The organism is Amycolatopsis ruanii (assembly GCF_003385175.1).
Taxonomy (GTDB): domain Bacteria; phylum Actinomycetota; class Actinomycetes; order Mycobacteriales; family Pseudonocardiaceae; genus Amycolatopsis_E; species Amycolatopsis_E thermalba.
In genome coordinates this window covers 98,708-117,313 of the sequence record NZ_PQHY01000006.1, presented here as the reverse complement: position 1 = coordinate 117,313, position 18,606 = coordinate 98,708, and the positions used below count along the sequence as shown (strand labels likewise).

Annotated in this window: 18 protein-coding genes; 12 read left to right on the top strand and 6 right to left on the bottom strand. The window is 71.8% G+C overall.

Annotation, left to right across the window (positions count from 1 at the left end; genetic code table 11):
- Positions 1–3: 3 nt before the first annotated feature.
- From D0D28_RS05245 to D0D28_RS05215, 7 genes are all read left to right on the top strand, one after another.
- On the top strand, positions 4–1,401 hold the full coding sequence (locus tag D0D28_RS05245; protein WP_116109919.1) for a WS/DGAT/MGAT family O-acyltransferase: 1,398 nt from the start codon (positions 4–6) through the stop codon (positions 1,399–1,401).
- A 57-nt stretch (positions 1,402–1,458) separates the two neighbouring features.
- On the top strand, positions 1,459–2,481 hold the full coding sequence (locus D0D28_RS05240; protein WP_116109918.1) for an acyl-CoA dehydrogenase family protein: 1,023 nt from the start codon (positions 1,459–1,461) through the stop codon (positions 2,479–2,481).
- Positions 2,481–3,623, top strand: a complete 1,143-nt coding sequence (locus D0D28_RS05235) for an acyl-CoA dehydrogenase family protein (RefSeq protein ID WP_116109917.1) — start codon at positions 2,481–2,483, stop codon at positions 3,621–3,623. Before D0D28_RS05240 ends, D0D28_RS05235 begins: the two co-directional genes overlap by 1 nt.
- Entirely contained in the window at positions 3,620–4,486 is an 867-nt protein-coding gene (locus D0D28_RS05230) for a bifunctional MaoC family dehydratase N-terminal/OB-fold nucleic acid binding domain-containing protein (protein ID WP_116109916.1), read from the top strand. Before D0D28_RS05235 ends, D0D28_RS05230 begins: the two co-directional genes overlap by 4 nt.
- Entirely contained in the window at positions 4,483–4,869 is a 387-nt protein-coding gene (locus D0D28_RS05225; RefSeq protein ID WP_116109915.1) for a MaoC family dehydratase, read from the top strand. Before D0D28_RS05230 ends, D0D28_RS05225 begins: the two co-directional genes overlap by 4 nt.
- Entirely contained in the window at positions 4,866–6,035 is a 1,170-nt protein-coding gene (locus D0D28_RS05220; RefSeq protein ID WP_116109914.1) for a lipid-transfer protein, read from the top strand. The genes D0D28_RS05225 and D0D28_RS05220 overlap by 4 nt, the downstream gene beginning before the upstream one ends.
- Before the next feature lie 256 nt (positions 6,036–6,291).
- The gene (locus tag D0D28_RS05215; RefSeq protein WP_094008252.1) at positions 6,292–6,858 is read left to right on the top strand and encodes a DUF5134 domain-containing protein; all 567 of its coding nucleotides are present in this window, start codon (positions 6,292–6,294) and stop codon (positions 6,856–6,858) included.
- Here D0D28_RS05215 and D0D28_RS05210 read toward each other — a convergent pair.
- Genes D0D28_RS05210 through kstD form a run of 5 tightly spaced genes read right to left on the bottom strand, consistent with a single transcriptional unit; the run spans position 6,845 to position 11,786 of the window.
- Positions 6,845–7,708 carry a MaoC/PaaZ C-terminal domain-containing protein gene (locus D0D28_RS05210; RefSeq protein ID WP_116109949.1) on the bottom strand — a complete coding sequence of 288 codons (864 nt, stop codon included), beginning with the start codon at positions 7,706–7,708 and terminating at the stop codon, positions 6,845–6,847. The genes D0D28_RS05215 and D0D28_RS05210 overlap by 14 nt on opposite strands.
- A gap of 11 nt (positions 7,709–7,719) precedes the next feature.
- Positions 7,720–8,733, bottom strand: a complete 1,014-nt coding sequence (locus D0D28_RS05205) for a ferredoxin--NADP reductase (protein ID WP_116109913.1) — start codon at positions 8,731–8,733, stop codon at positions 7,720–7,722.
- Complete coding sequence (locus D0D28_RS05200) at positions 8,723–8,989, bottom strand: hypothetical protein (RefSeq protein ID WP_094008250.1); 267 nt, start codon at positions 8,987–8,989, stop codon at positions 8,723–8,725. Before D0D28_RS05200 ends, D0D28_RS05205 begins: the two co-directional genes overlap by 11 nt.
- On the bottom strand, positions 8,986–10,122 hold the full coding sequence (locus D0D28_RS05195; RefSeq protein WP_429727870.1) for a Rieske 2Fe-2S domain-containing protein: 1,137 nt from the start codon (positions 10,120–10,122) through the stop codon (positions 8,986–8,988). Before D0D28_RS05195 ends, D0D28_RS05200 begins: the two co-directional genes overlap by 4 nt.
- On the bottom strand, positions 10,119–11,786 hold the full coding sequence (kstD, locus tag D0D28_RS05190) for a 3-oxosteroid 1-dehydrogenase (protein ID WP_116109911.1): 1,668 nt from the start codon (positions 11,784–11,786) through the stop codon (positions 10,119–10,121). Before kstD ends, D0D28_RS05195 begins: the two co-directional genes overlap by 4 nt.
- A 99-nt stretch (positions 11,787–11,885) precedes the next feature.
- On the opposite strand from kstD, the gene D0D28_RS05185 reads away from it, so the two are divergent.
- From D0D28_RS05185 to hsaB, 5 genes are all read left to right on the top strand, one after another.
- Entirely contained in the window at positions 11,886–13,469 is a 1,584-nt protein-coding gene (locus D0D28_RS05185) for an FAD-binding protein (RefSeq protein ID WP_116109910.1), read from the top strand.
- 69 nt (positions 13,470–13,538) lie between these two features.
- Entirely contained in the window at positions 13,539–14,717 is a 1,179-nt protein-coding gene (gene hsaA, locus D0D28_RS05180) for a 3-hydroxy-9,10-secoandrosta-1,3,5(10)-triene-9,17-dione monooxygenase oxygenase subunit (RefSeq protein WP_116109909.1), read from the top strand.
- A 1-nt stretch (position 14,718) separates the two neighbouring features.
- On the top strand, positions 14,719–15,564 hold the full coding sequence (hsaD, locus tag D0D28_RS05175) for a 4,5:9,10-diseco-3-hydroxy-5,9,17-trioxoandrosta-1(10),2-diene-4-oate hydrolase (RefSeq protein ID WP_094008245.1): 846 nt from the start codon (positions 14,719–14,721) through the stop codon (positions 15,562–15,564).
- A gap of 1 nt (position 15,565) precedes the next feature.
- Positions 15,566–16,468, top strand: coding sequence for an iron-dependent extradiol dioxygenase HsaC (hsaC, locus tag D0D28_RS05170; RefSeq protein ID WP_116109908.1), 903 nt, complete (start codon positions 15,566–15,568; stop codon positions 16,466–16,468).
- Entirely contained in the window at positions 16,465–16,995 is a 531-nt protein-coding gene (gene hsaB, locus D0D28_RS05165; protein WP_116109907.1) for a 3-hydroxy-9,10-secoandrosta-1,3,5(10)-triene-9,17-dione monooxygenase reductase subunit, read from the top strand. The genes hsaC and hsaB overlap by 4 nt, the downstream gene beginning before the upstream one ends.
- Here the strand turns inward: hsaB and D0D28_RS05160 are convergent.
- Complete coding sequence (locus D0D28_RS05160; RefSeq protein WP_116109906.1) at positions 16,964–18,565, bottom strand: alpha-amylase family glycosyl hydrolase; 1,602 nt, start codon at positions 18,563–18,565, stop codon at positions 16,964–16,966. The genes hsaB and D0D28_RS05160 overlap by 32 nt on opposite strands.
- Between the last annotated feature and the right edge of the window lie 41 nt (positions 18,566–18,606).

Below are 18,606 nucleotides of genomic sequence, written 5' to 3'. Positions count from 1 at the left end.
CAGGTGCGACCGCTGAGTGGACTCGACGCCAGTTTCCTGTACCTGGAAACGTCTTCGCAGGTGCTGCACGTGTGCGGACTGCTCACGCTGGACGGATCGACCATACCGGGCGGATATCGCTTCCCCGAGTTCAAGCGCGTGCTCGCCGAGCGCATCGCCGCGATCCCGGAGTTCCGCCGGAAACTGCACAATTCGCCGCTGAACTTCCTGCACCCGGTGTGGGTGGAGGACGACGCGTTCGACATCGACCACCACCTGCACCGGGTCGCCGCCGCGGCGCCCGGCGATCGCGAGACGCTGGCCGAGCTGTGCGCCCACTTCGCCGGGCAGCCGCTCAACCGCGGCCGCCCGCTGTGGGAGCTGTACGTGATCGAGGGCCTCCCGGACGACGGGGTCGCGGTGATGTTCAAGATGCACCACGCGACCGTCGACGGCGTCGGCGGCGCGAGCCTGATCGCCTACCTGGCCGGCCCCGAACCGGGTGAACTTCCGCCGTTGCCCGAGCCCGAGCGCAACCCCGCGCCGCCCTCGCACCTCGAGCTGCTCCGCACCAGCGTGCAGGAGCTGGCGCGGCGCCCGGTGGAGATGGCGAAGCTGCTGCCCGGCCTGGCCGGGATGGCGCCCCGCTGGCTCGGGCGCGCCCTGCGCCGCCAGGGCATGCCGGTGCCGTTCACCGCGCCGCGCACCTCGTTCAACTCGACCATCTCCAGCGTCCGCGCCATCGCCTACGGCACCGTCGAGCTGGACGACGTCAAGACCGTGAAGAACGCCTTCGGGGTGAAGGTGAACGACGTGATCCTGGCGTTGTGCGCGGGCGCGCTGCGCCGGTACCTCCAGGCGCGCGGCGAGCTGCCCACGGACCCGCTGGTGGCGACCGTCCCGGTGTCGACGCTGGACCGCACCAGCCAGGAGGGCGACAGCAACAACAAGGTGTCCGCGTTCTTCGCGACCCTGCCCACGCACCTGCCGGAGGCCGCCGCCCGGGTCTACGCGGTCGCGGAGAGCAACCGCCAGGCCAAGGAGCACCACCACTCGATCGACGCGGACATGCTGCAGGACTGGGCCCAGTTCGCCCCGTCCGGCCTGTTCGGGCTCGCGGTCCGGGCCTACTCCGCGCTGCGGCTGGCCGACAAGCACCCGGTGGTGCACAACCTGGTCGTCTCCAACGTGCCCGGCCCGCCGATGCCGCTGTACTTCGTCGGCGCGCGGATCACCGCGTTCTACCCGCTCGGCCCGGTGTTCCACGGCGCCGGGCTGAACGTGACCGTGCTGTCCTACGCGGGCAAGGTCGACATCGGCCTGCTCGCCGCGCGAGAACTCGTTCCAGATCTGTGGTCGCTGGCCGACGCGATGCGCGAGGAGATGACGGAACTGCTGCACGCGGCCTCGACCCTTGCCTGAACGCCACTCCTCGGCTAAGACTAGAACAGGTTTCAGTCTTGCTGCCGAGGAGCCGGTGTGGACTTCACCCTGGACGCGACCCAGGCCGAGATCGCCGCGCTGACCGCGGAGGTCCTGGCCCGGGATCCCGAGCACGCGTGGCCGGCGCTGGCGAAGGCCGGCCTGCTCGCGCTCGCCCTGCCGCCCGAGCTGGGCGGGGACGGGCTCGGGCCGGCCGAGGTCGCGGTGGTGCTGACCGAGGTGGGCCGGGCGGGCGCGCAGGTGCCCGCGCTCGCGGCCCTCGCGCTCGGGGTGCTGCCGCTGAACCGGCTGGGCGGGCCGGAGCAGCGGGCGCGGTGGCTGCCGGAGATCGCCTCCGGCGAGGTGGTCGTCACCGCCGCGCTGCACGAACCGTCCGCGCCGTTCGTCACGCAGCCGTCGACCGAGGCCGTGGCCGCGGACGGGGGCTGGGCGCTGACCGGCACGAAGACCCTGGTGCCGTCGTTGCCGGAGGCCCGGTGCGTGCTCGTGCCGGCCACGCTGCCGTGGGGCACCGGCGTGTTCCTCGTCGATCCCCGGGCCGACGGCGCGCAGGTGCACGGCACGTCGCTGCGCCTGTCCGGGGTTCGGGTGGGGGAGGCGGACCTGCTGCGTGACGGATCGGTGGCCGACCTGCACCGGTTCGCGCTCGCCGGTGCGGTCGCGCTCGGCGACGGCGCCGTGGCCGGGGCGCTCGCGCTGACCACCGAGCACGTGCGGCGGCGCGAGCAGTTCGGCCGTCCACTCGCGACGTTCCAGGCGGTCGCCCAGCAGATCGCCGACGTCTACATCACCTCCCGCACGCTGCACCTGGCCGCGTTGTCCGCCGTGTGGCGGCTCGCCGAGGGGCTCGATCCGGACGAGGACCTGGCCGTGGCCGCGTACTGGCTCGCCGAGGAGGCGCCCAAGGCGCTCGCGTCGTGCCACCACCTGCACGGCGGCCTGGGCGTCGACATCACCTACCCGCTGCACCGCCACTACGGGATGGTCAAGGAACTCGCCGTGGTCACCGGCGGCGCGAGCACGCGGCTGGACCGGCTCGGCGACCTGGTGGAGGGCTGATGCACATCGAACTGACCGCGTCGCAACGGAAACTGCGGGACGAGCTGCGCGAGTACTTCGCCGGGCTGATCACGCCGGAGGAGCGGCAGGCGCTGCTGCGGGAGCGGCACGGCGAGGTCTACCGCCGCATCGTGCGGCGCATGGGCAGCGACGGGCGGCTCGGCGCCGGGTGGCCCGAGGAGTACGGCGGCGGCGGGTTCGGCGACCTCGAACAGCACCTCTTCGCCGACGAGGCCGCCCGCGCCGACGTGCAGCTGCCGTCGGTGACGCTGCAGACCGTCGGGCCGACCCTGCAGGAGTACGGCACGCCCGAGCAGAAGGCGTTCTTCCTGCCGAAGATCCTCGCCGGCGAGGTGCACTTCGCGATCGGCTACACCGAACCCGGCGCCGGCACGGACCTGGCGTCCCTGCGCACCACCGCGGTGCGCGACGGCGAGTCCTATGTGGTCAACGGGCAGAAGATCTTCACCACCGGCGGCCACGACGCCGACTACATCTGGCTGGCCGTGCGCACCGATCCGGACGCGCCCAAGCACAAGGGCATCTCGATCCTCATCGTCGACACCAGCGACCCCGGCTACTCGTGGACGCCGATCATCACCTGCGACGGCGCGCACCACGTCAACGCCACCTACTACTCCGACGTCCGGGTGCCGGTGTCGATGCGCGTCGGCGAGGAGAACCAGGGCTGGAAGCTGATCACCACGCAGCTCAACCACGAGCGGGTCATGCTCGGCCCGGCCGGGCGGATCGGCGGGCTCTACGACCGGGTGCGCGCCTGGGCCGCCGCCCGGGACCTGCTCGGCGAGCTCGCCGCGCGCCGCGCGCTGGGCGAGACGCTCGCCGTGGTGCGGATCAACGAGCTGCTCAACTGGCAGGTCGCGGCGGCGGACCTGGACATCGCGGACGCCTCGGCGACCAAGGTGTTCGGCTCGGACCGCATCCAGCGCGTGGCGCGGCTGATGGAGGGGATCGTGGCGCGGCACGGCGATCTGTCCGATCCGGACACCGCCGCGCTGGTGGAGTGGCTGGACGTGCTGGCGCGACGCAACATCGTGCTGACCTTCGGGGGTGGCGTGAACGAGATCCAGCGGGAACTGATCGCGATGGCCGGGCTGAAGCTGCCGAGGGTGCCGCGATGAGCGTCGAGGAGGCCGCGGCCCGGATCCGCGCCCAGGGCGAGTCGTCCCGGCGCCTGGCGCGCGATCCGGTCAACCAGGCGATGATCAACAACTGGGTCGAAGCGATCGGCGACGCCAACCCCCGGTACGCCGAGGGGATCGCGCCGCCGGCGATGGCCCAGGTGTGGACGATGAACGGCCTGCACGGGCAGCGCGCCGCGGACGACCCGCTGGGCGCGATGATGGCCGTGCTCGACGAGGCCGGGTACACGTCCGTGGTCGCGACGAACTCCGAGCAGACCTACCACCGCTACCTGCGGGTCGGCGAGCACGTGTCGGCCTCGACCGCGCTGGAGTCGGTGGTGGGGCCGAAGCGCACCGCGCTGGGCGAGGGCTGGTTCGTCACCACCCGCACGTCCTGGTACGTCGGCGACGAGCTGGTCGCCGACATGCTGTTCCGGGTGCTGAAGTTCGCGCCGCCGCCCTCGTCACCGGGTGCGTTGCGGCCGGTGATCAGCCGGGACACCGAGTTCTTCTGGGCGGGCACGAAGGCCGGTGAGCTGCGGATCCAGCGCTGGGGTGACGTGCTGCGGCACCCGCCCGGGCCGATGCCACCGGACGGCGACCTGGACGCGAAGCCGGACTGGGTGGTGGCGAGCGGGCGCGGCACCGTCTACAGCTACGTGGTGCACCACCGGCCGGCCGTGCCCGGCAAGCAGCTGCCGTTCGTGATCGCGCTGGTCGAGCTGGAGGAGGGCGTGCGGATGCTGGGCGAACTGGTCGGCGCGGATCCCGCGGAGGTCCACATCGGACTGCCGGTGACCGCGACGTTCCTGAAGGTGGACGACGACCTGACGCTGCCGGCCTGGCGGGTGGCGCGATGATCGCCGCCGGAACCGAGCTGCCCGAACTGGCCTTCGACGTCACGCCGACGTTCGTGATCAGCACGGCCCTGGCCACGCGGGACTTCCAGGACGTGCACCACGACCGGGCGGAGGCGGTCGCGCGCGGGTCGAAGGACATCTTCCTCAACATCCTCACCGACACCGGCCTGGTGCAGCGGTTCGTCACCGACTGGGCGGGGCCGGACGCGCTGGTGCGCTCGATCAAGATCAAGCTGGGGGTGCCCTGCTACGCCGGGGACCGGCTGGTGTTCACCGGGCGGGTCGCGTCGGTGGACGGGCGGGTCGCGGTGGTCGAGGTGACCGGGACCGGTGGACTGGGGTCGCACGTGAGCGGCACGGTGACCGTGGAGCTGGCGGCATGACACTGTCGGGCAAGGCGGCGATCGCCGGGATCGGCGCGACGGAGTTCTCCAAGGACTCGGGGCGCAGCGAGCTGCGGCTGGCGGCCGAGGCCGTGCGGGCGGCACTGGACGACGCCGGGCTGCGCCCGTCCGATGTGGACGGACTGGTGTCGTTCACGATGGACGGCAACGCCGAGATCGCGGTGGCGCGGGAGCTGGGCATCCCGGAGCTGACGTTCTTCAGCCGCGTCCACTACGGCGGCGGTGCGGCGGCGGCGACGGTGCAGCAGGCGGCGATGGCGGTCGCCACCGGGGTGGCCGACGTGGTGGTGGCCTACCGGGCGTTCAACGAGCGGTCCGGGCACCGGTTCGGGCAGGTGTCGTCCGCGGCGGCCGGGCAGGTGAACTCGTCGGGGGTGGACAACGCGTTCCACTACCCGATGGGGCTGGCGACCCCGGCGGCCACCGTCGCGATGGTGGCTCAGCGGTACCTGCACGACTACGGTGCGTCGACCGAGGACTTCGGCCGGGTGGCGGTGCTGGACCGCAAGCACGCGGCGACGAACCCGGACGCGTGGTTCCACGGCAAGCCGATCACGCTGGCGGAGCACCAGGCGTCGCGGTGGATCGCCGAGCCGCTGCGGCTGCTGGACTGCTGCCAGGAGTCCGACGGCGGGGTCGCGCTGGTGATCACCAGCGTCGAGCGGGCCCGGGACCTGCGCCGCCCGCCCGCGGTGATCGCCGCGGCGGTGGCGGGCAGCGGGCCGGACCAGTACATCATGACCAGCTACTACCGGGACGAGCTGGCGGGACTGCCCGAGATGGGGGTGGTCGCGCGGCAGCTGTGGGCGCAGGCCGGGGCCGGGCCGGCGGACATGGATGTCGCCGTGCTGTACGACCACTTCACGCCGTACGTGCTGATGCAGCTGGAGGAGCTGGGGTTCTGCGGCCGCGGGGAGGCGCCCGGGTTCGTCGCGTCCGGGGCGCTGGAGCTGGACGGCTCACTGCCGCTCAACCCGCACGGCGGCCAGCTCGGCGAGGCGTACATCCACGGGATGAACGGCATCGCCGAGGGGGTCCGCCAGATCCGCGGGACGTCCTGCAACCAGGTGTCCTCGGTGTCGCACGTTCTGGTGACGGCCGGTACCGGTGTGCCGACGAGCGGGCTGGTGCTGGCTCAGTCGTAGCCGCGGATGAGGTGACTCTCGTCGTCGGCGAGGACCGTCTCGGGCGGGGTGTCGTCGTCGAGCATGGTGGGGTTGTCGGTGATCGGTTCGGTGGCCGGCATCGTCTTTCGTCCTTTCCTGACGTCGCCTACGGTCTGTGGTTCCCATCACAGTACGCAACCAAACACCGGCGATTTCCACTGGGCGGGGCCGGACCGGATGCGCCGTCTCGCGGTGTGGAATTCACCTCGATGACCTCTAGCGCACACACACGTTCATGGGCGAACTTGAGGACGTGCACATCCCGGCCGTGGTTGCGTGGAGCCTGACGGTGGCGTTCGCGATGCTGGCGGTGCCCAGCGTGGTCCGGCTGGTGCGCCTGGAGGCCGCCACCAGCGCCGACGCCCGCCAGCAGGACCTCGCCGAACTGCTGATGGTCCTGGCGATGCTCGCGATGGTCTCGCCGCTCGGGGGGCCCATTCCGGCGGCCGGGTGGCAGGCGATCCTCGTCCTCACGGCGGGCTGGTTCTTCGTCGCCGCGCTGCGGGGGCGGCGCTGCTGCGCCGTGCACCACCTGGTCTCCGCCGCGGCGATGCTGTACATGATCACCGCGATGCCCGGCCACGGCGACGGGCCCTGGATGTCCATGATGCCCGGCGAACTCGCCTGGCCGGTGCTCGCCCTGGCCGGGATCGCCTACTTCGCGGTCGACAGCGTCCGCGCCGGGATCATCGGCGCGCGCTGGGCCCGCACCGAGAGCCTGCGCGACCACCGCGCGGTCCGCCAGGTCTGCCGCGCCCTGATGGGCGCCGGCATGGCCTACATGCTGGTCACTGGCCTGTAGGCGCCAGCACCGCGTCCGCGCCCAGCGGCGCGTCGCGTTCCACCGCCGTCGTCGTCAGCACCAGGCCCTCGTCCGCGCGCCAGACTCGCGTCCGCAGCGTCTCCCCGGGCAGCACGATTCCCGCGAACCGCGCCGAGAACGACTCCACCCGCGTGACGTCGGCGTCCAGCAGCGCGTCCGTGACCGCCTTGGCGACGATCCCGTACGTGCACAGCCCGTGCAGGATCGGTGCCTCGAACCCCGCCGATCGGGCGAACTCGGGGTCGATGTGCAGCGGGTTCCGGTCACCACACAGCCGGTAGATCAGCGCCTGCTGCGGCAGCGTCGGCGTGTCGATCACCGCGTCCGGCTCCCGTTCCGGCAGTTCCACGCGCGAAGACGAGCCGCGCGAGCCGCCGAACCCGCCCTCGCCCCGCGCGAAGATGCTCGACCGGGCCGTCCACAGGGGTGAACCGTCCGTGGACGTCACCGACGTCTCGTTGACGATCACCGCCGCCTTGCCCTTGTCCAGCACGTCCACGATCCGCGTCCGCGCCACGGCCTTGCCCTCGACCGGGATCGGCCGGTGCACGGTCACCGCCTGCGTCCCGTGCACCACCTTCGCCAGGTCGACCTCGATTCCCGGGAAGGACACCGCGGGCGGCTCGTAGATGCGCAGGTTCGCCGCCACCGTCGCGAACGTCGGCAGCACCCGCAGGTCCCGCTCGTAGGTGTAGCGCAGCTCCCGCGGATCGGCCGGCCGGGCGCCCGCGCCCAGCGCCAGGTGGTAGAGCAGCACGTCGGACGGCGTCCAGGCGAACGTCAGCTCGTCGAGCTCGGCACCGATGGCGACGTCGGGATCGATGGGCAACGCGGGCACTCCTACTCGTAGGTGACCGACACCTCGTCGGTCAACGGTACCGACTGGCACGCCAGCACGATGCCGTCGGCGATGTCCTCGGAATCCAGGACCTCGTTGTGCAGCATCTTCACCTCACCGGACACGATCCGGCACGCGCACGCGCTGCACTGGCCCTCGCGGCACGAGTACGGCGCGTCCAGACCGCGGGCCAGCAGGAAGTCCAGCAGCTTCTCCTGACGCGGCCAGGAGAACGAGTGCTGCGCGCCGTCCAGGTCGACCTGCAACGCCGTCGTGCCGGCCTCTTCCGATGCGGCTGCCTCGGCCCTGTCCTCGAAGGGATTGCCGCCCAGCGACACGAACCGCTCCAGGTGGATCCGCTGGCGCGGCATCCCGAGGTCCTTCACCGCCTGCTTCCCGGCCGTCATGAACGCCTCGGGCCCGCACAGGAACGCGTCGAACTTCGCGTAGGGCCGGACCAGCTCGCGCAGCTGCGTCACCGACGGCAACCCCTGCACGCTCTCCAGCCAGTGCACCACGACCAGCCGCTCCGGATGCTCCCGCGCCAGAGCCGCCAGCTCGGACGCGAAGATCACCGACTTCTCGTCCCGGTTGGCGTACACCAGCACGATCCGCCCGCCGCCGGAAGCCAGCGCGGACTTCAGGATCGACATCACCGGCGTGATGCCACTGCCCCCGGCCATCAGCAGCAGGTCGGCGTCCAGCGATTCGGGCGTGAACACCCCGGCCGGCGCCAGCACATCCACAGTGGACCCGGCGGAGACGTTGTCGCACAACCAGTTCGACCCGTACCCGCCGTCGGTGCGCTTCACCGTCACCTTGAGTCGCGCGCCCTCGTGCGGCGCGCTGGACAGCGAATAGCACCGCGCCGCCTCACCCGCGCGCAGCGTCAGGAACTGCCCGGGCCGGTAGGAGAACTTCGCGGCGTGCTCCTCCGGCACGTCGAACACGATCGACGACGCCTCGGCCGTCTCCGCGATCACCTCGGCGACGGTCAGCGTGTAGCTATCCGGCATCGAGAACCCCGAACTCCCCGTCCCGCACCGCCCCGTCGATGCTGTCCACCAGCTTCGGGCAGGTGTCCAGCAGCGCGGTGGTGCGCCCCTCGGCCACCTCCCGCGCGAACACCGGGCAGCTGCCCGCGTCGGTGGTCCACTGGATGCTGGTGTGCTTGACGCTGTTCTTCTTCACCAGCACCCGCGTGCCGCACGACGCGCACGCGTGCGGCCGCAGGCCACCGGCGAGGAACTCGGTGCGCTCGGCGGTGGTCATCCGGCGACCCCCGCCTCCTGCTGCCGGGCCAGGTTCTCGGCCACCTCCCGCGCCCACACCTCGTTGGCCTTGGTGGTGTCCACCTCGAACTCGAACCGCCGCGTCATGTCCTCGGTGACGTCCTCGACGTCGGTGTAGAACTGCTCGTACCAGCGGCGCAGCTGGTAGACCGGGCCGTCCTCCTCGCACAGCAGCGGGTTGTCGATGCGGGTCTTGTTCTTCCAGATCTCCACGTCCTGCCGGAACCCGACACCGATGCTCTTGGCGAACTTGCCGGCGATCTTGTCCGCCTGCTCGTCCGACACGCCCGGCAGCTTCTTCACGCTCACGCCCCACTGCAGCACGAACGAGGTCGGCGTCACCGGGTAGTGGCAGTTGATCAGCACGTTCTCGATCTCGAAGCCCTTGTACGTGTTCAGCAGCGTGTTGATCATGTACGACGGCCCGAAGTAGGACGCCTCCGAGCGCAGCAGGTTGTCCTCGCCGCCGTAGTTGGACGCCATCCCGACGTCCGGGCGGCCCTTGGTGTTGAGGTACTGCGTCGCGATGTGGCCCTCGAACACGTTCTTGAAGTAGGTCGGGAACGCGTAGTGGATGTAGAAGAAGTGGGCCATGTCGACCATGTTGTCGATGATCTCGCGGCAGTTGGACCCCTCGATCAGCACCGAGTCCCAGGTCCAGTTGCTCCACTCGCCGCTGAAGATGCCGTCGATGCGGGGGATCACGACGTCCGGCGGCGGCGGGTTGCCCTGCGGGTCGTGCCACACGAACAGCTGCTTGTTCTCCTCCAGCGTGATCCACGACCGGGTGCGGGCCCGCAGCGGAACCCGTTTGGCGTAGGGGATCGACACGCACTTGCCGTTGCCGCCCCAGCGCCAGTCGTGGAACGGGCAGGCGACCTCGTTGCCCTTGACGCTGCCCTGGCTCAGGTCGCCGCCCATGTGGCGGCAGTAGGCGTCCAGGACGTTGAGCTTGCCGTCCTCGCCGGCGAACACCACGAGCTTGGTGCCGAACGCGTTGACGGCGTGCGGTTTCCCGTCGCGGAACGTCTCGGCCAGGCCCAGGCAGTGCCAGCCGCGGGCGAACCGCGCCGGCGGCGCACCCGCGTCGATCGTGCGGACTTCAGTCATCATCGACCTCCAGTGCGATTCTGGGTGGCCAGGTGGCGTGAGGCAAGGAACCCGAAGACCATGGCCGGTCCGATCGTGGCGCCGGGCCCGGCGTAGGTGTGTCCCATGACCGCGGCGCTGGTGTTCCCGGCCGCGTACAACCCGGGGATCACCGACCCGTCCGCGCGCAGCACGCGGGCGTGGGTGTCGGTGCGCAGCCCGCCCTTCGTGCCCAGGTCACCGGGCACGATCTTGACCGCGTAGAACGGGGCCTTCTCGAGCGGGCCGAGGCTGGGGTTCGGCTTGTGGCGGGGGTCGCCGTAATAGTGGTCGTAGGCACTGCGCCCGCGGTGGAAGTCCTCGTCGGCACCGCGCCGGGCGAAACCGTTGAACCGCTCGACGGTGGCCTCCAACGCCGCCGTCGGCACCTCGATGCGGGCGGCCAGCTCCGCCAGGGTGGGCGCCTTGGCCACGATCCCGGCCTGGAACCAGCGCCCGGGCAGCTTCTGCCGCGGCCCGACGCCGGTGAACATGTACCGGTCGCGGTAGCGCTGGTCGAAGATCAGCCAGGTGGGGATGTTCTCGGCGGGCCCGTCGCCCGGCCCGTACATCGCGTGCACGGCCTCGACGTAGGGCGCCGACTCGTTGACGAACCGCTCACCACGGGCGTTGACCAGGATGCAGCCGGGCCGCGAACGCTCGGCGAGGGCGAACCACGGACCACCGGTCAGCGGGATCGTCGGGCCCCACCACGCGTCGTCCATCAGGGCGACCGACGCGCCGAGCTTGAGCCCGGCGGTGATCCCGTCGCCGGTGTTGGCCTTCGCGCCCACGGTCCACTCGGTGCCGATCGGGCTGCGCTGGTACTTCGCGCGCATTTCCTCGTTGTGCTCGAACCCGCCGGCGGCGAGCACCACCCCCAGGCGCGCCCGCACGATCTCCTCCCGCCCGTCCCGCCGGACGACCACACCGGTGACCCGGTCGTCCTCCGTGACCAGGTCGACCAGCGGAGTCTCCAGCCACACCGGCACGCCGGCGCGCAGCAGCCCGGCCCGCAGCCCGGCGGCCAGCGCCTGGCCCATCGACAGCAGCCGCTTGCCGCGGGCCAGCCCGGCGAGCCAGCGCGCGCCGATGCGCAGGACCCGCAGCGGCCCCTTCGGGTGCCGGGCGAGCAGGCTCAGCCAGCGGTAGTCCGCCTGGGTGATCGGCACGCCGAGCGGCGCGCCGCTGTAGGGCGGTTCGAGGTTGGCCAGTTCGGCGCCGAGCAGCTTGCCGTCGAACGGCTTGGGTTCCACCGAGCGGCCACCGGCCCGGCCGCCGGGCGCCTCGGGGTGGTAGTCGGAGTAGCCGGGCACCCACTGCAGGCGCAGCGGCGTGACCCGGTGCACGAACGACACCACCTCGGGGCCGTGGTCGAGGAACGCCTGCCGCAGCTCGGCGGGCACCACGTCGCCGACGATGGCCTCCAGGTAGGCCCGCGCCGCTTCCGGCGTGTCCTCGACTCCGGCCGCGCGCAGCGCCTCGTTGCCCGGGATCCACACCCCGCCACCCGATCGGGCCGTGGATCCCCCGAACTTGGCCGCCTTCTCGACCACCACCACGGACAGGCCGGCGTCGGCGGCCGCGAGGGCGGCGGTCAGGCCGGCCGCCACGCTGCCGGCCACCACGACGTCGAACTCGTCGGTCATGCCACCTCCGCTGTAACACGTTCCACATTGCGCAGCGCCTGTTCGTCGGCCCGTCAGTCACGATAGACGAGAACGTGTTTCAGTTCTAGGGTAGCGGGTGTGAACCAGACGGCGGATGTGATCGTGATCGGGTTCGGGGCGGCCGGCGCCTGTGCGGCGATCGAGGCCGCCGACGCGGGTGCGGACGTGCTCGTGCTGGACCGGTTCGACGGGGGCGGGGCGACCGCGCTGAGCGGCGGCATCGTCTACGCGGGCGGGGGCACCGCCCAGCAGCGGGAGGCCGGGGTCGACGACTCGGTCGACGCGATGTACGACTACCTGCGGCTCGAGGTCGGTGAGGCGGTCTCCGAAGAGACGCTGCGGCGCTTCTGCGAGCAGAGCCCGGCCATGATCGAGTGGCTGGAGCGCAACGGGGTGCCGTTCGAGGGCAGCCTGTGCCCGTACAAGACGTCGTACCCCAACGACGACTACTACCTGTACTACTCGGGCAGCGAGTCCGCCGGCGGGTTCCGCGACCTGGCGAAACCGGCCGCGCGCGGACACCGCACCAAGGGGCCGGGCACGTCGGGGAAGCTGCTGTTCGCGCGGCTGGCCCGGGCGGCGCGGGATCGCGGCGTGCGGGTCCTGCCCGGCACGCGGGCCGAGTCGCTGATCGTCGACGGCGGCGTGGTGACCGGCGTGCGGGTGAAGACGCTGCGCGACGCGCCCGCCCGGGTCCGCGCCGCCCACGCCCGCATGGCGCGCTACGCCGCCAAGCCCGGGATCTACGTGCCCAGCGTGCGCAAGGCCCTGCAGCACCGGATCGAGCGGCTGGAGCGGCGGTACGCGCGGGAGGAGGAGATCACCGCCCGGCGCGGGGTGGTGATCTCGGCGGGTGGCTTCATCTTCAACCGGGCGCTGGTGCGCGAGCACGCCCCCGCCTACCGCGGCGGCCTGACGCTGGGCACGATCGCCGACGACGGATCCGGCATCGGGCTCGCCGCCGCGGTGGGCGCGGCGACCGGCGAGATGCACCGGATCTCCGCGTGGCGGTTCGTCACCCCGCCCAGCGCGATGCTCAAGGGCGTCCTGGTCGATGCGGCCGGGCGGCGGATCATCGACGAGTCCCGCTACGGCGCCGCGGTCGGCGAGGCGATGATCGGCAAGCACGACGGCAAGGGCTGGCTGCTCGCCGACGCCGAGACGATCGCCGAGGCACGCCGCACCGCCCGGCGGGAGAGCCAGTGGTTCCAGTGGTTGCAGGCCCGCTACCTGCTGCACCGCGGCCGCGTGTCCGGGCGCAGCCTGGACGAGGTGGCGCGCACGGCCGGGGTCGACCCGGACGGGCTGCGGGCGACCGTCGAGGCCTACAACGCGGCCGCCGAGGCCGGGGCCGCGGACCCCGCGGGCAAACCGGCCGAGTACGTGCGGCCGGTCCGCACGCCGCCGTACTCGCTGATCGACGTCTCCATCAAACCGAGCCTGGGCTTCCCGTGCCCGATGCTCACGCTCGGCGGTCTCGTCGTCGACGAGTCGACCGGTCAGGTGCGGGACGCCGACGGCGCGGGCATCACCGGTCTGTACGCCGCCGGCCGGTCCGCGGTGGGAATCTGTTCCAGGTCGTACGTGAGCGGGCTGTCGCTCGCCGACTGTGTGTTTTCCGGACGGAGAGCCGGAATTTCCGCAGCTCGGCGGGCGGAGTGATGACAAAAACGAGAACGTGTTCTAGTCTTGCCGACGACAACGCAGGTACATGACGGACGGGGCGTGGGGATGACCGATCAGGATGGTCGCGGGGTGCTGGCCGGGGTCCGGGAGCTGCTTCCCGTCCTGCGGGAGCGGGCCCAGGAGACCGAGGACGCGCGGCGCATTCCGGACGAGTCGATCAAGGCGCTGCAGGAGACCGGGTTCTTCAAGCTGCTGCAGCCGAAGACCTTCGGCGGCTACGAGGCCGACCCGGTGACCTTCTACACCGCGGTGAAGCTGCTGGCGAGCGCGTGCGGCTCGACCGGATGGGTCGCCTCGATCCTCGGGGTGCACCCGTGGCACCTCGGGCTGTTCGAGCCGCAGGCGCAGCAGGACGTGTGGGGCGAGGACGTCGACGTGTGCATCTCGTCGTCCTACGCGCCGATGGGCAAGGCCACCGTGACCGACGGCGGCTACCGCCTCTCCGGCCGGTGGAGCTTCTCCTCCGGCTGCGACCACGCGACCTGGGTGTTCCTCGGCGCGCCCGCGTTCGACGCCGAGGGCAAGCCGGTCGACTTCTGCACCTACCTGCTGCCGATCGGCGACTACGCGATCGAGGACGTCTGGGACACCGTGGGCCTCCGTGGCACCGGCAGCAACGACATCATCGTCGACGACGCGTTCATCCCGGCGCACCGCGCGCTGAGCTTCCAGGCCACGTCGAAGTGCCGCACGCCGGGGCAGAAGATCAACCCGGGGCCGCTGTACAAGCTCCCGTACGGGTCGGTGCACCCGTCGACGATCACCGCGCCGATCATCGGCATGGCGCAGGGCGCCTACGAGGCGCACGTGGAGCACCAGCGCACCCGCGTCCGCGCCGCGTACCTGGGGGAGCAGTCCAAGGAGGACCCGTTCGCCAAGGTGCGGGTCGCCGAGGCGGCCAGCGAGATCGACGCCGCGTGGCTGCAGCTGACCCGCAACATCGACGAGCTGTACCAGCTGGCCTGCCGCGGCGAGAAGCTGCCGTTCGCCACCCGGCTGCGCGTGCGGCGGGACCAGGTGCGCGGCACCGAACGCGCGATCGCCGCCGTGGACCGGCTCTTCGAGAACTCCGGCGGCCGCGCGCTCAAGCGGGGCACGCCGATCCAGCGGTTCTGGCGCGACGCGCACGCCGGGCGCGTGCACGCCGCCAACGACCCCGAACGCGCCTACATCATGTACGGCAACGGCGAGTTCGGCGTCCCGGTCGAGAATGCGATGGTGTGACATGACCGAGGGCAAGTACGCCGAGGTCGGCGGGGGCTTGCGGCTGCACTACCACGAAGCCGGCACCGAGCACGCCGAAACCGTGGTGCTGCTGCACGGCGGCGGGCCGGGCGCGTCGGCGTGGAGCAACTTCTCCCGCAACATCCCGGTCTTCGCCAAGTCCTTCCGCGTGCTGGCGGTCGACCAGCCCGGGTTCGGCAGGTCGGACAAGCCGACCGAGCACCCGCAGTACTTCACGCACAGTTCGGCCGCGGTCGCCGGCCTGCTCGACGCGCTGGGCGTGGGCAAGGCGCACCTGGTGGGCAACTCGCTCGGCGGCGGCACCGCGGTGCGGTTCGCGCTGGACCACCCGGACCGGGCCGGGCGACTCGTCCTGATGGGACCGGGCGGGCTGAGCACCAACCTGTTCGCGCCGGACCCGACCGAGGGGGTCAAGGCGCTGGGCCGGTTCGCCGCGCCGCCCGGGCCGAGCAAGGAGAAGCTCGCCGCGTTCCTGCGGCTCATGGTGTTCGACCCGGCGCTGATCACCGACGAGCTGATCGAGGAACGCTACGCCAACGCGAGCACGCCCGAATCGCTGGCCGCGATGCGCGCGATGGGCGCGTCCTTCGCCGGCGCCGACTACGAACAGGGCATGCTCTGGCGCGACGCCTACCGGCTGCGGCAACGCGTGCTGCTGATCTGGGGCCGCGAGGACCGCGTCAACCCGCTCGACGGCGCGCTGGTGGCGCTCAAGACGATCCCGCGCGCGCAGCTGCACGTGTTCGGCCGGTGTGGACACTGGGCGCAGGTCGAGAAGTTCGACGAGTTCAACCGCCTGGCCCTCGACTTCCTGCGAGGTGAATGAGATGGGCATCCGCTCCCTGGCCTACCTGCGCGTCGAGGCGACCGACATGGCCGCCTGGCGCGAGTACGGCCTGAAGGTCCTCGGCATGGTCGAGGGCAAGGGCCCGCATCCGGACGCGCTGTACCTGCGGATGGACGACTTCCCGGCCCGGCTGGTGATCGTGCCCGGGGACAGCGACCGGCTCGCGGTGGCCGGGTGGGAGGCCGCCAACGCCGCGGAACTGGACGAGGTGCGGTCGCGGCTGGACGCAGGCGGCGTGCCGTACAAGGAGGGCAGCGCCGAGGTGCTGGCGGAGCGGCGCGTCACCGAGCTGATCAGCTTCGACGACCCGTCCGGCAACACGCTGGAGGTGTTCCACGGCGTCGCGCTGGAGCACCGGCGCGTGGTGAGCCCGTACGGGCACCGGTTCGTCACCGGCGAGCAGGGCCTCGGGCACGTGGTGCTGTCCACCCACGACGACGACGCCGCGCTGCGCTTCTACCGCGACGTGCTCGGGTTCCGGCTGCGGGACTCGATGCGGCTGCCGCCGCAGATGGTCGGACGCCCCGCCGACGGACCACCGGCGTGGCTGCGGTTCTTCGGCTGCAACCCGCGTCACCACAGCCTGGCGTTCCTGCCGATGCCGACGCCGAGCGGGATCGTGCACCTGATGGTCGAGGTGGAGAACACCGACGACGTCGGGCTGTGCCTGGACCGCGCGAAGCGGCGCAACGTGCCGATGTCGGCGACGCTGGGGCGGCACGTCAACGACCTGATGCTGTCGTTCTACATGAAGACGCCGGGCGGGTTCGACGTCGAGTTCGGCTGCGAGGGCCGCCAGGTCGACGACGAGTCGTGGATCGCGCGGGAGAGCACCGCGGTGAGCCTGTGGGGCCACGACTTCAGCGTGGGGATGCGGAAGTGATCTCCTCCGCGATCGAACCGGCGCGGTTCCGGCAGGTGCTCGGGCACTTCGCCACCGGGGTCACCGTGGTGACCACGATGGACGGTGCCGAGCCCGCCGGGTTCGCGTGCCAGTCGTTCGCGGCGTTGTCGCTGGACCCGCCGCTGGTGCTGTTCTGCCCGGGCCGGGCGTCGCGGACCTGGCCGGTGATCGAGCGCAGCGGCCGGTTCGCGGTCAACGTGCTGGCCGAGGGGCAGCACCAGGTCAGCCGGGTGTTCGGCACGCGGGGCGGGGACAAGTTCGCCGCCGTCGACTGGACGCCCGCGCCGTCCGGGTGTCCGGTGCTGGAGGACGCGCTGACCTGGGTGGACTGCGTGGTGGAGACGGTGTTCGAGGCCGGCGACCACTTCGTCGTCGTCGGCCGCGTGACGGCGCTGGGGGAGGCGTCCAACGGGCGGCCGCTGCTGTTCTACCGCGGCCAGTACACCGGCGCGGCGCCGGTCAAGGCGGACGTGCTCAGCTGGGCCGGTCCGGACGACTGGCTGTGACCGCCGCGCGGTCGATCAGGATCACCGCCTGGCCGGGGGCCAGCTCGGTGGGCACCTGGCAGGCCTCGGGGTCGTCGGTGTCGAACTCGCATAGCCAGTTGCCGGGGCCGGGGTCGAACGGGTGCGGCCGGTCGGCGAGGTTGGCGGCGACGACGACCGGGCCGGTGCGGTAGCCGAGCACGTCGCCGAATTCGTCGAGCCACAGCGGCGCGGCTCGGACGGACGCGGTGCGGGTCATCGCGGCGATGAGCCTGCGGTGGATCGACAGCGGGGAGTCCGGGTCCTCCCGTTGCACCGCGACCGTGTCGGCTGGGGTGCGGTCCCCGAACGGCAGCCACGCCGCCGGTGCGGTGGTGAAGCCCAGTCCCGGCCCCGGCTCCCAGGGCATCGGGGTGCGGGCGCCGTCACGCGACTGGCTGCCGCTGTCGGCGGCGGCGAGCGGGTCCCGCGCGTGTCCGGGTGGGACGGTCCCGTCGGGCAGGCCCAGTTCCTCCCCGTTGTACAGGAACGGAATGCCCGGCAGCCCCATGAGCAGGGTGGCCACGGCGATGGCGCGCCGGGCGCTGCCGTAGCGGGTGACCGCGCGCTTGCGGTCGTGGCTGCTCTGCACCCAGGCGAGGGTGGGCGCGGCGGCCGCGGCCGCCCGCAGCATGGTCGCCACCCGCTCGGGTGCCCACCCGGACTCGACCAGCCCGAACCAGAACGTGGAGTGCAGGCCGTCCGCCTGCACGTAGGTGGCGAGCCGGGTGGGGTCCAGGATGTAGACCTCGCCGATCAGCACCGCGTGGTAGAAGTCGGCGATCGCGCGCCAGCGGCGGTGGATGTCCAACGCGGACGGTTGCCCGATGTCGTACCGGTGGTCCTGCCGCAGCCATTCGGCCGCCACCCCGCCCTGCGACGGCACGTCTTCCGGCGCCAGCCACGGGTTGTCCGGGAGGCCGGGGTGCTTGGTGAGGTAGTGCGCGGTGTCGATGCGGAAGCCGTCGAGGCCGCGGTCGAACCAGAAGCGCAGGATGTCGTCGACCTCGTCGGCGACATCGGGGTTGTCCCAGTTGAGGTCCGGCTGGTGCGGGGTGAACAGGTGGAGGTAGTACTGGCCGGTGTGGTCGTCGAACGTCCAGGCGGGACCGCCGAAGTGCGCGAGCCAGTTGTTCGGCGGGCCGCCGTCCGGCCCGGGATCGCGCCAGATGTAGCGGTCCCGCATGGGGTCGGTGCGGGACCGGCGGGCGCTGCGGAACCACGGGTGCTCGCTGCTGGTGTGGTTCACCACCAGGTCGGCGACGACCCGGATGCCCCGCTCGTGGGCGGCGCACAGCAGCTTGTCCAGATCGTCCAGCGTGCCGTAGCGCGGGTCGACCGCCCGGTAGTCGGCGACGTCGTACCCGTGATCACGCATCGGTGAGGGGTGGAACGGGCTGATCCACAGCAACGTGACGCCGAGGTCCCGGAGGTGGTCCAGCCGGCTGATCAGCCCGGGTAGATCGCCCCAGCCGTCCCCGTCGCTGTCCTGAAAGGACGGTAGGTACACCTGGTAACCGATGGCGTCCTGCCACCACGGACGATCGCGCATGGCACCAGGAAACCCCGCCGCGGCGCGGGTTTCCAGAACCA

Coding starts and splice junctions, on each gene's coding strand:
- D0D28_RS05235 (WP_116109917.1), top strand. CDS start 2,481: ATGCACATCGAACTGACCGCGTCGCAACGGAAACTGCGGGACGAGCTG.
- D0D28_RS05230 (WP_116109916.1), top strand. CDS start 3,620: ATGAGCGTCGAGGAGGCCGCGGCCCGGATCCGCGCCCAGGGCGAGTCG.
- D0D28_RS05225 (WP_116109915.1), top strand. CDS start 4,483: ATGATCGCCGCCGGAACCGAGCTGCCCGAACTGGCCTTCGACGTCACG.
- D0D28_RS05220 (WP_116109914.1), top strand. CDS start 4,866: ATGACACTGTCGGGCAAGGCGGCGATCGCCGGGATCGGCGCGACGGAG.
- D0D28_RS05215 (WP_094008252.1), top strand. CDS start 6,292: ATGGGCGAACTTGAGGACGTGCACATCCCGGCCGTGGTTGCGTGGAGC.
- D0D28_RS05205 (WP_116109913.1), bottom strand. CDS start 8,733: ATGCCGGATAGCTACACGCTGACCGTCGCCGAGGTGATCGCGGAGACG.
- D0D28_RS05200 (WP_094008250.1), bottom strand. CDS start 8,989: ATGACCACCGCCGAGCGCACCGAGTTCCTCGCCGGTGGCCTGCGGCCG.
- D0D28_RS05195 (WP_429727870.1), bottom strand. CDS start 10,122: ATGATGACTGAAGTCCGCACGATCGACGCGGGTGCGCCGCCGGCGCGG.
- kstD (WP_116109911.1), bottom strand. CDS start 11,786: ATGACCGACGAGTTCGACGTCGTGGTGGCCGGCAGCGTGGCGGCCGGC.
- hsaA (WP_116109909.1), top strand. CDS start 13,539: ATGACCGATCAGGATGGTCGCGGGGTGCTGGCCGGGGTCCGGGAGCTG.
- hsaD (WP_094008245.1), top strand. CDS start 14,719: ATGACCGAGGGCAAGTACGCCGAGGTCGGCGGGGGCTTGCGGCTGCAC.
- hsaC (WP_116109908.1), top strand. CDS start 15,566: ATGGGCATCCGCTCCCTGGCCTACCTGCGCGTCGAGGCGACCGACATG.
- D0D28_RS05160 (WP_116109906.1), bottom strand. CDS start 18,565: ATGCGCGATCGTCCGTGGTGGCAGGACGCCATCGGTTACCAGGTGTAC.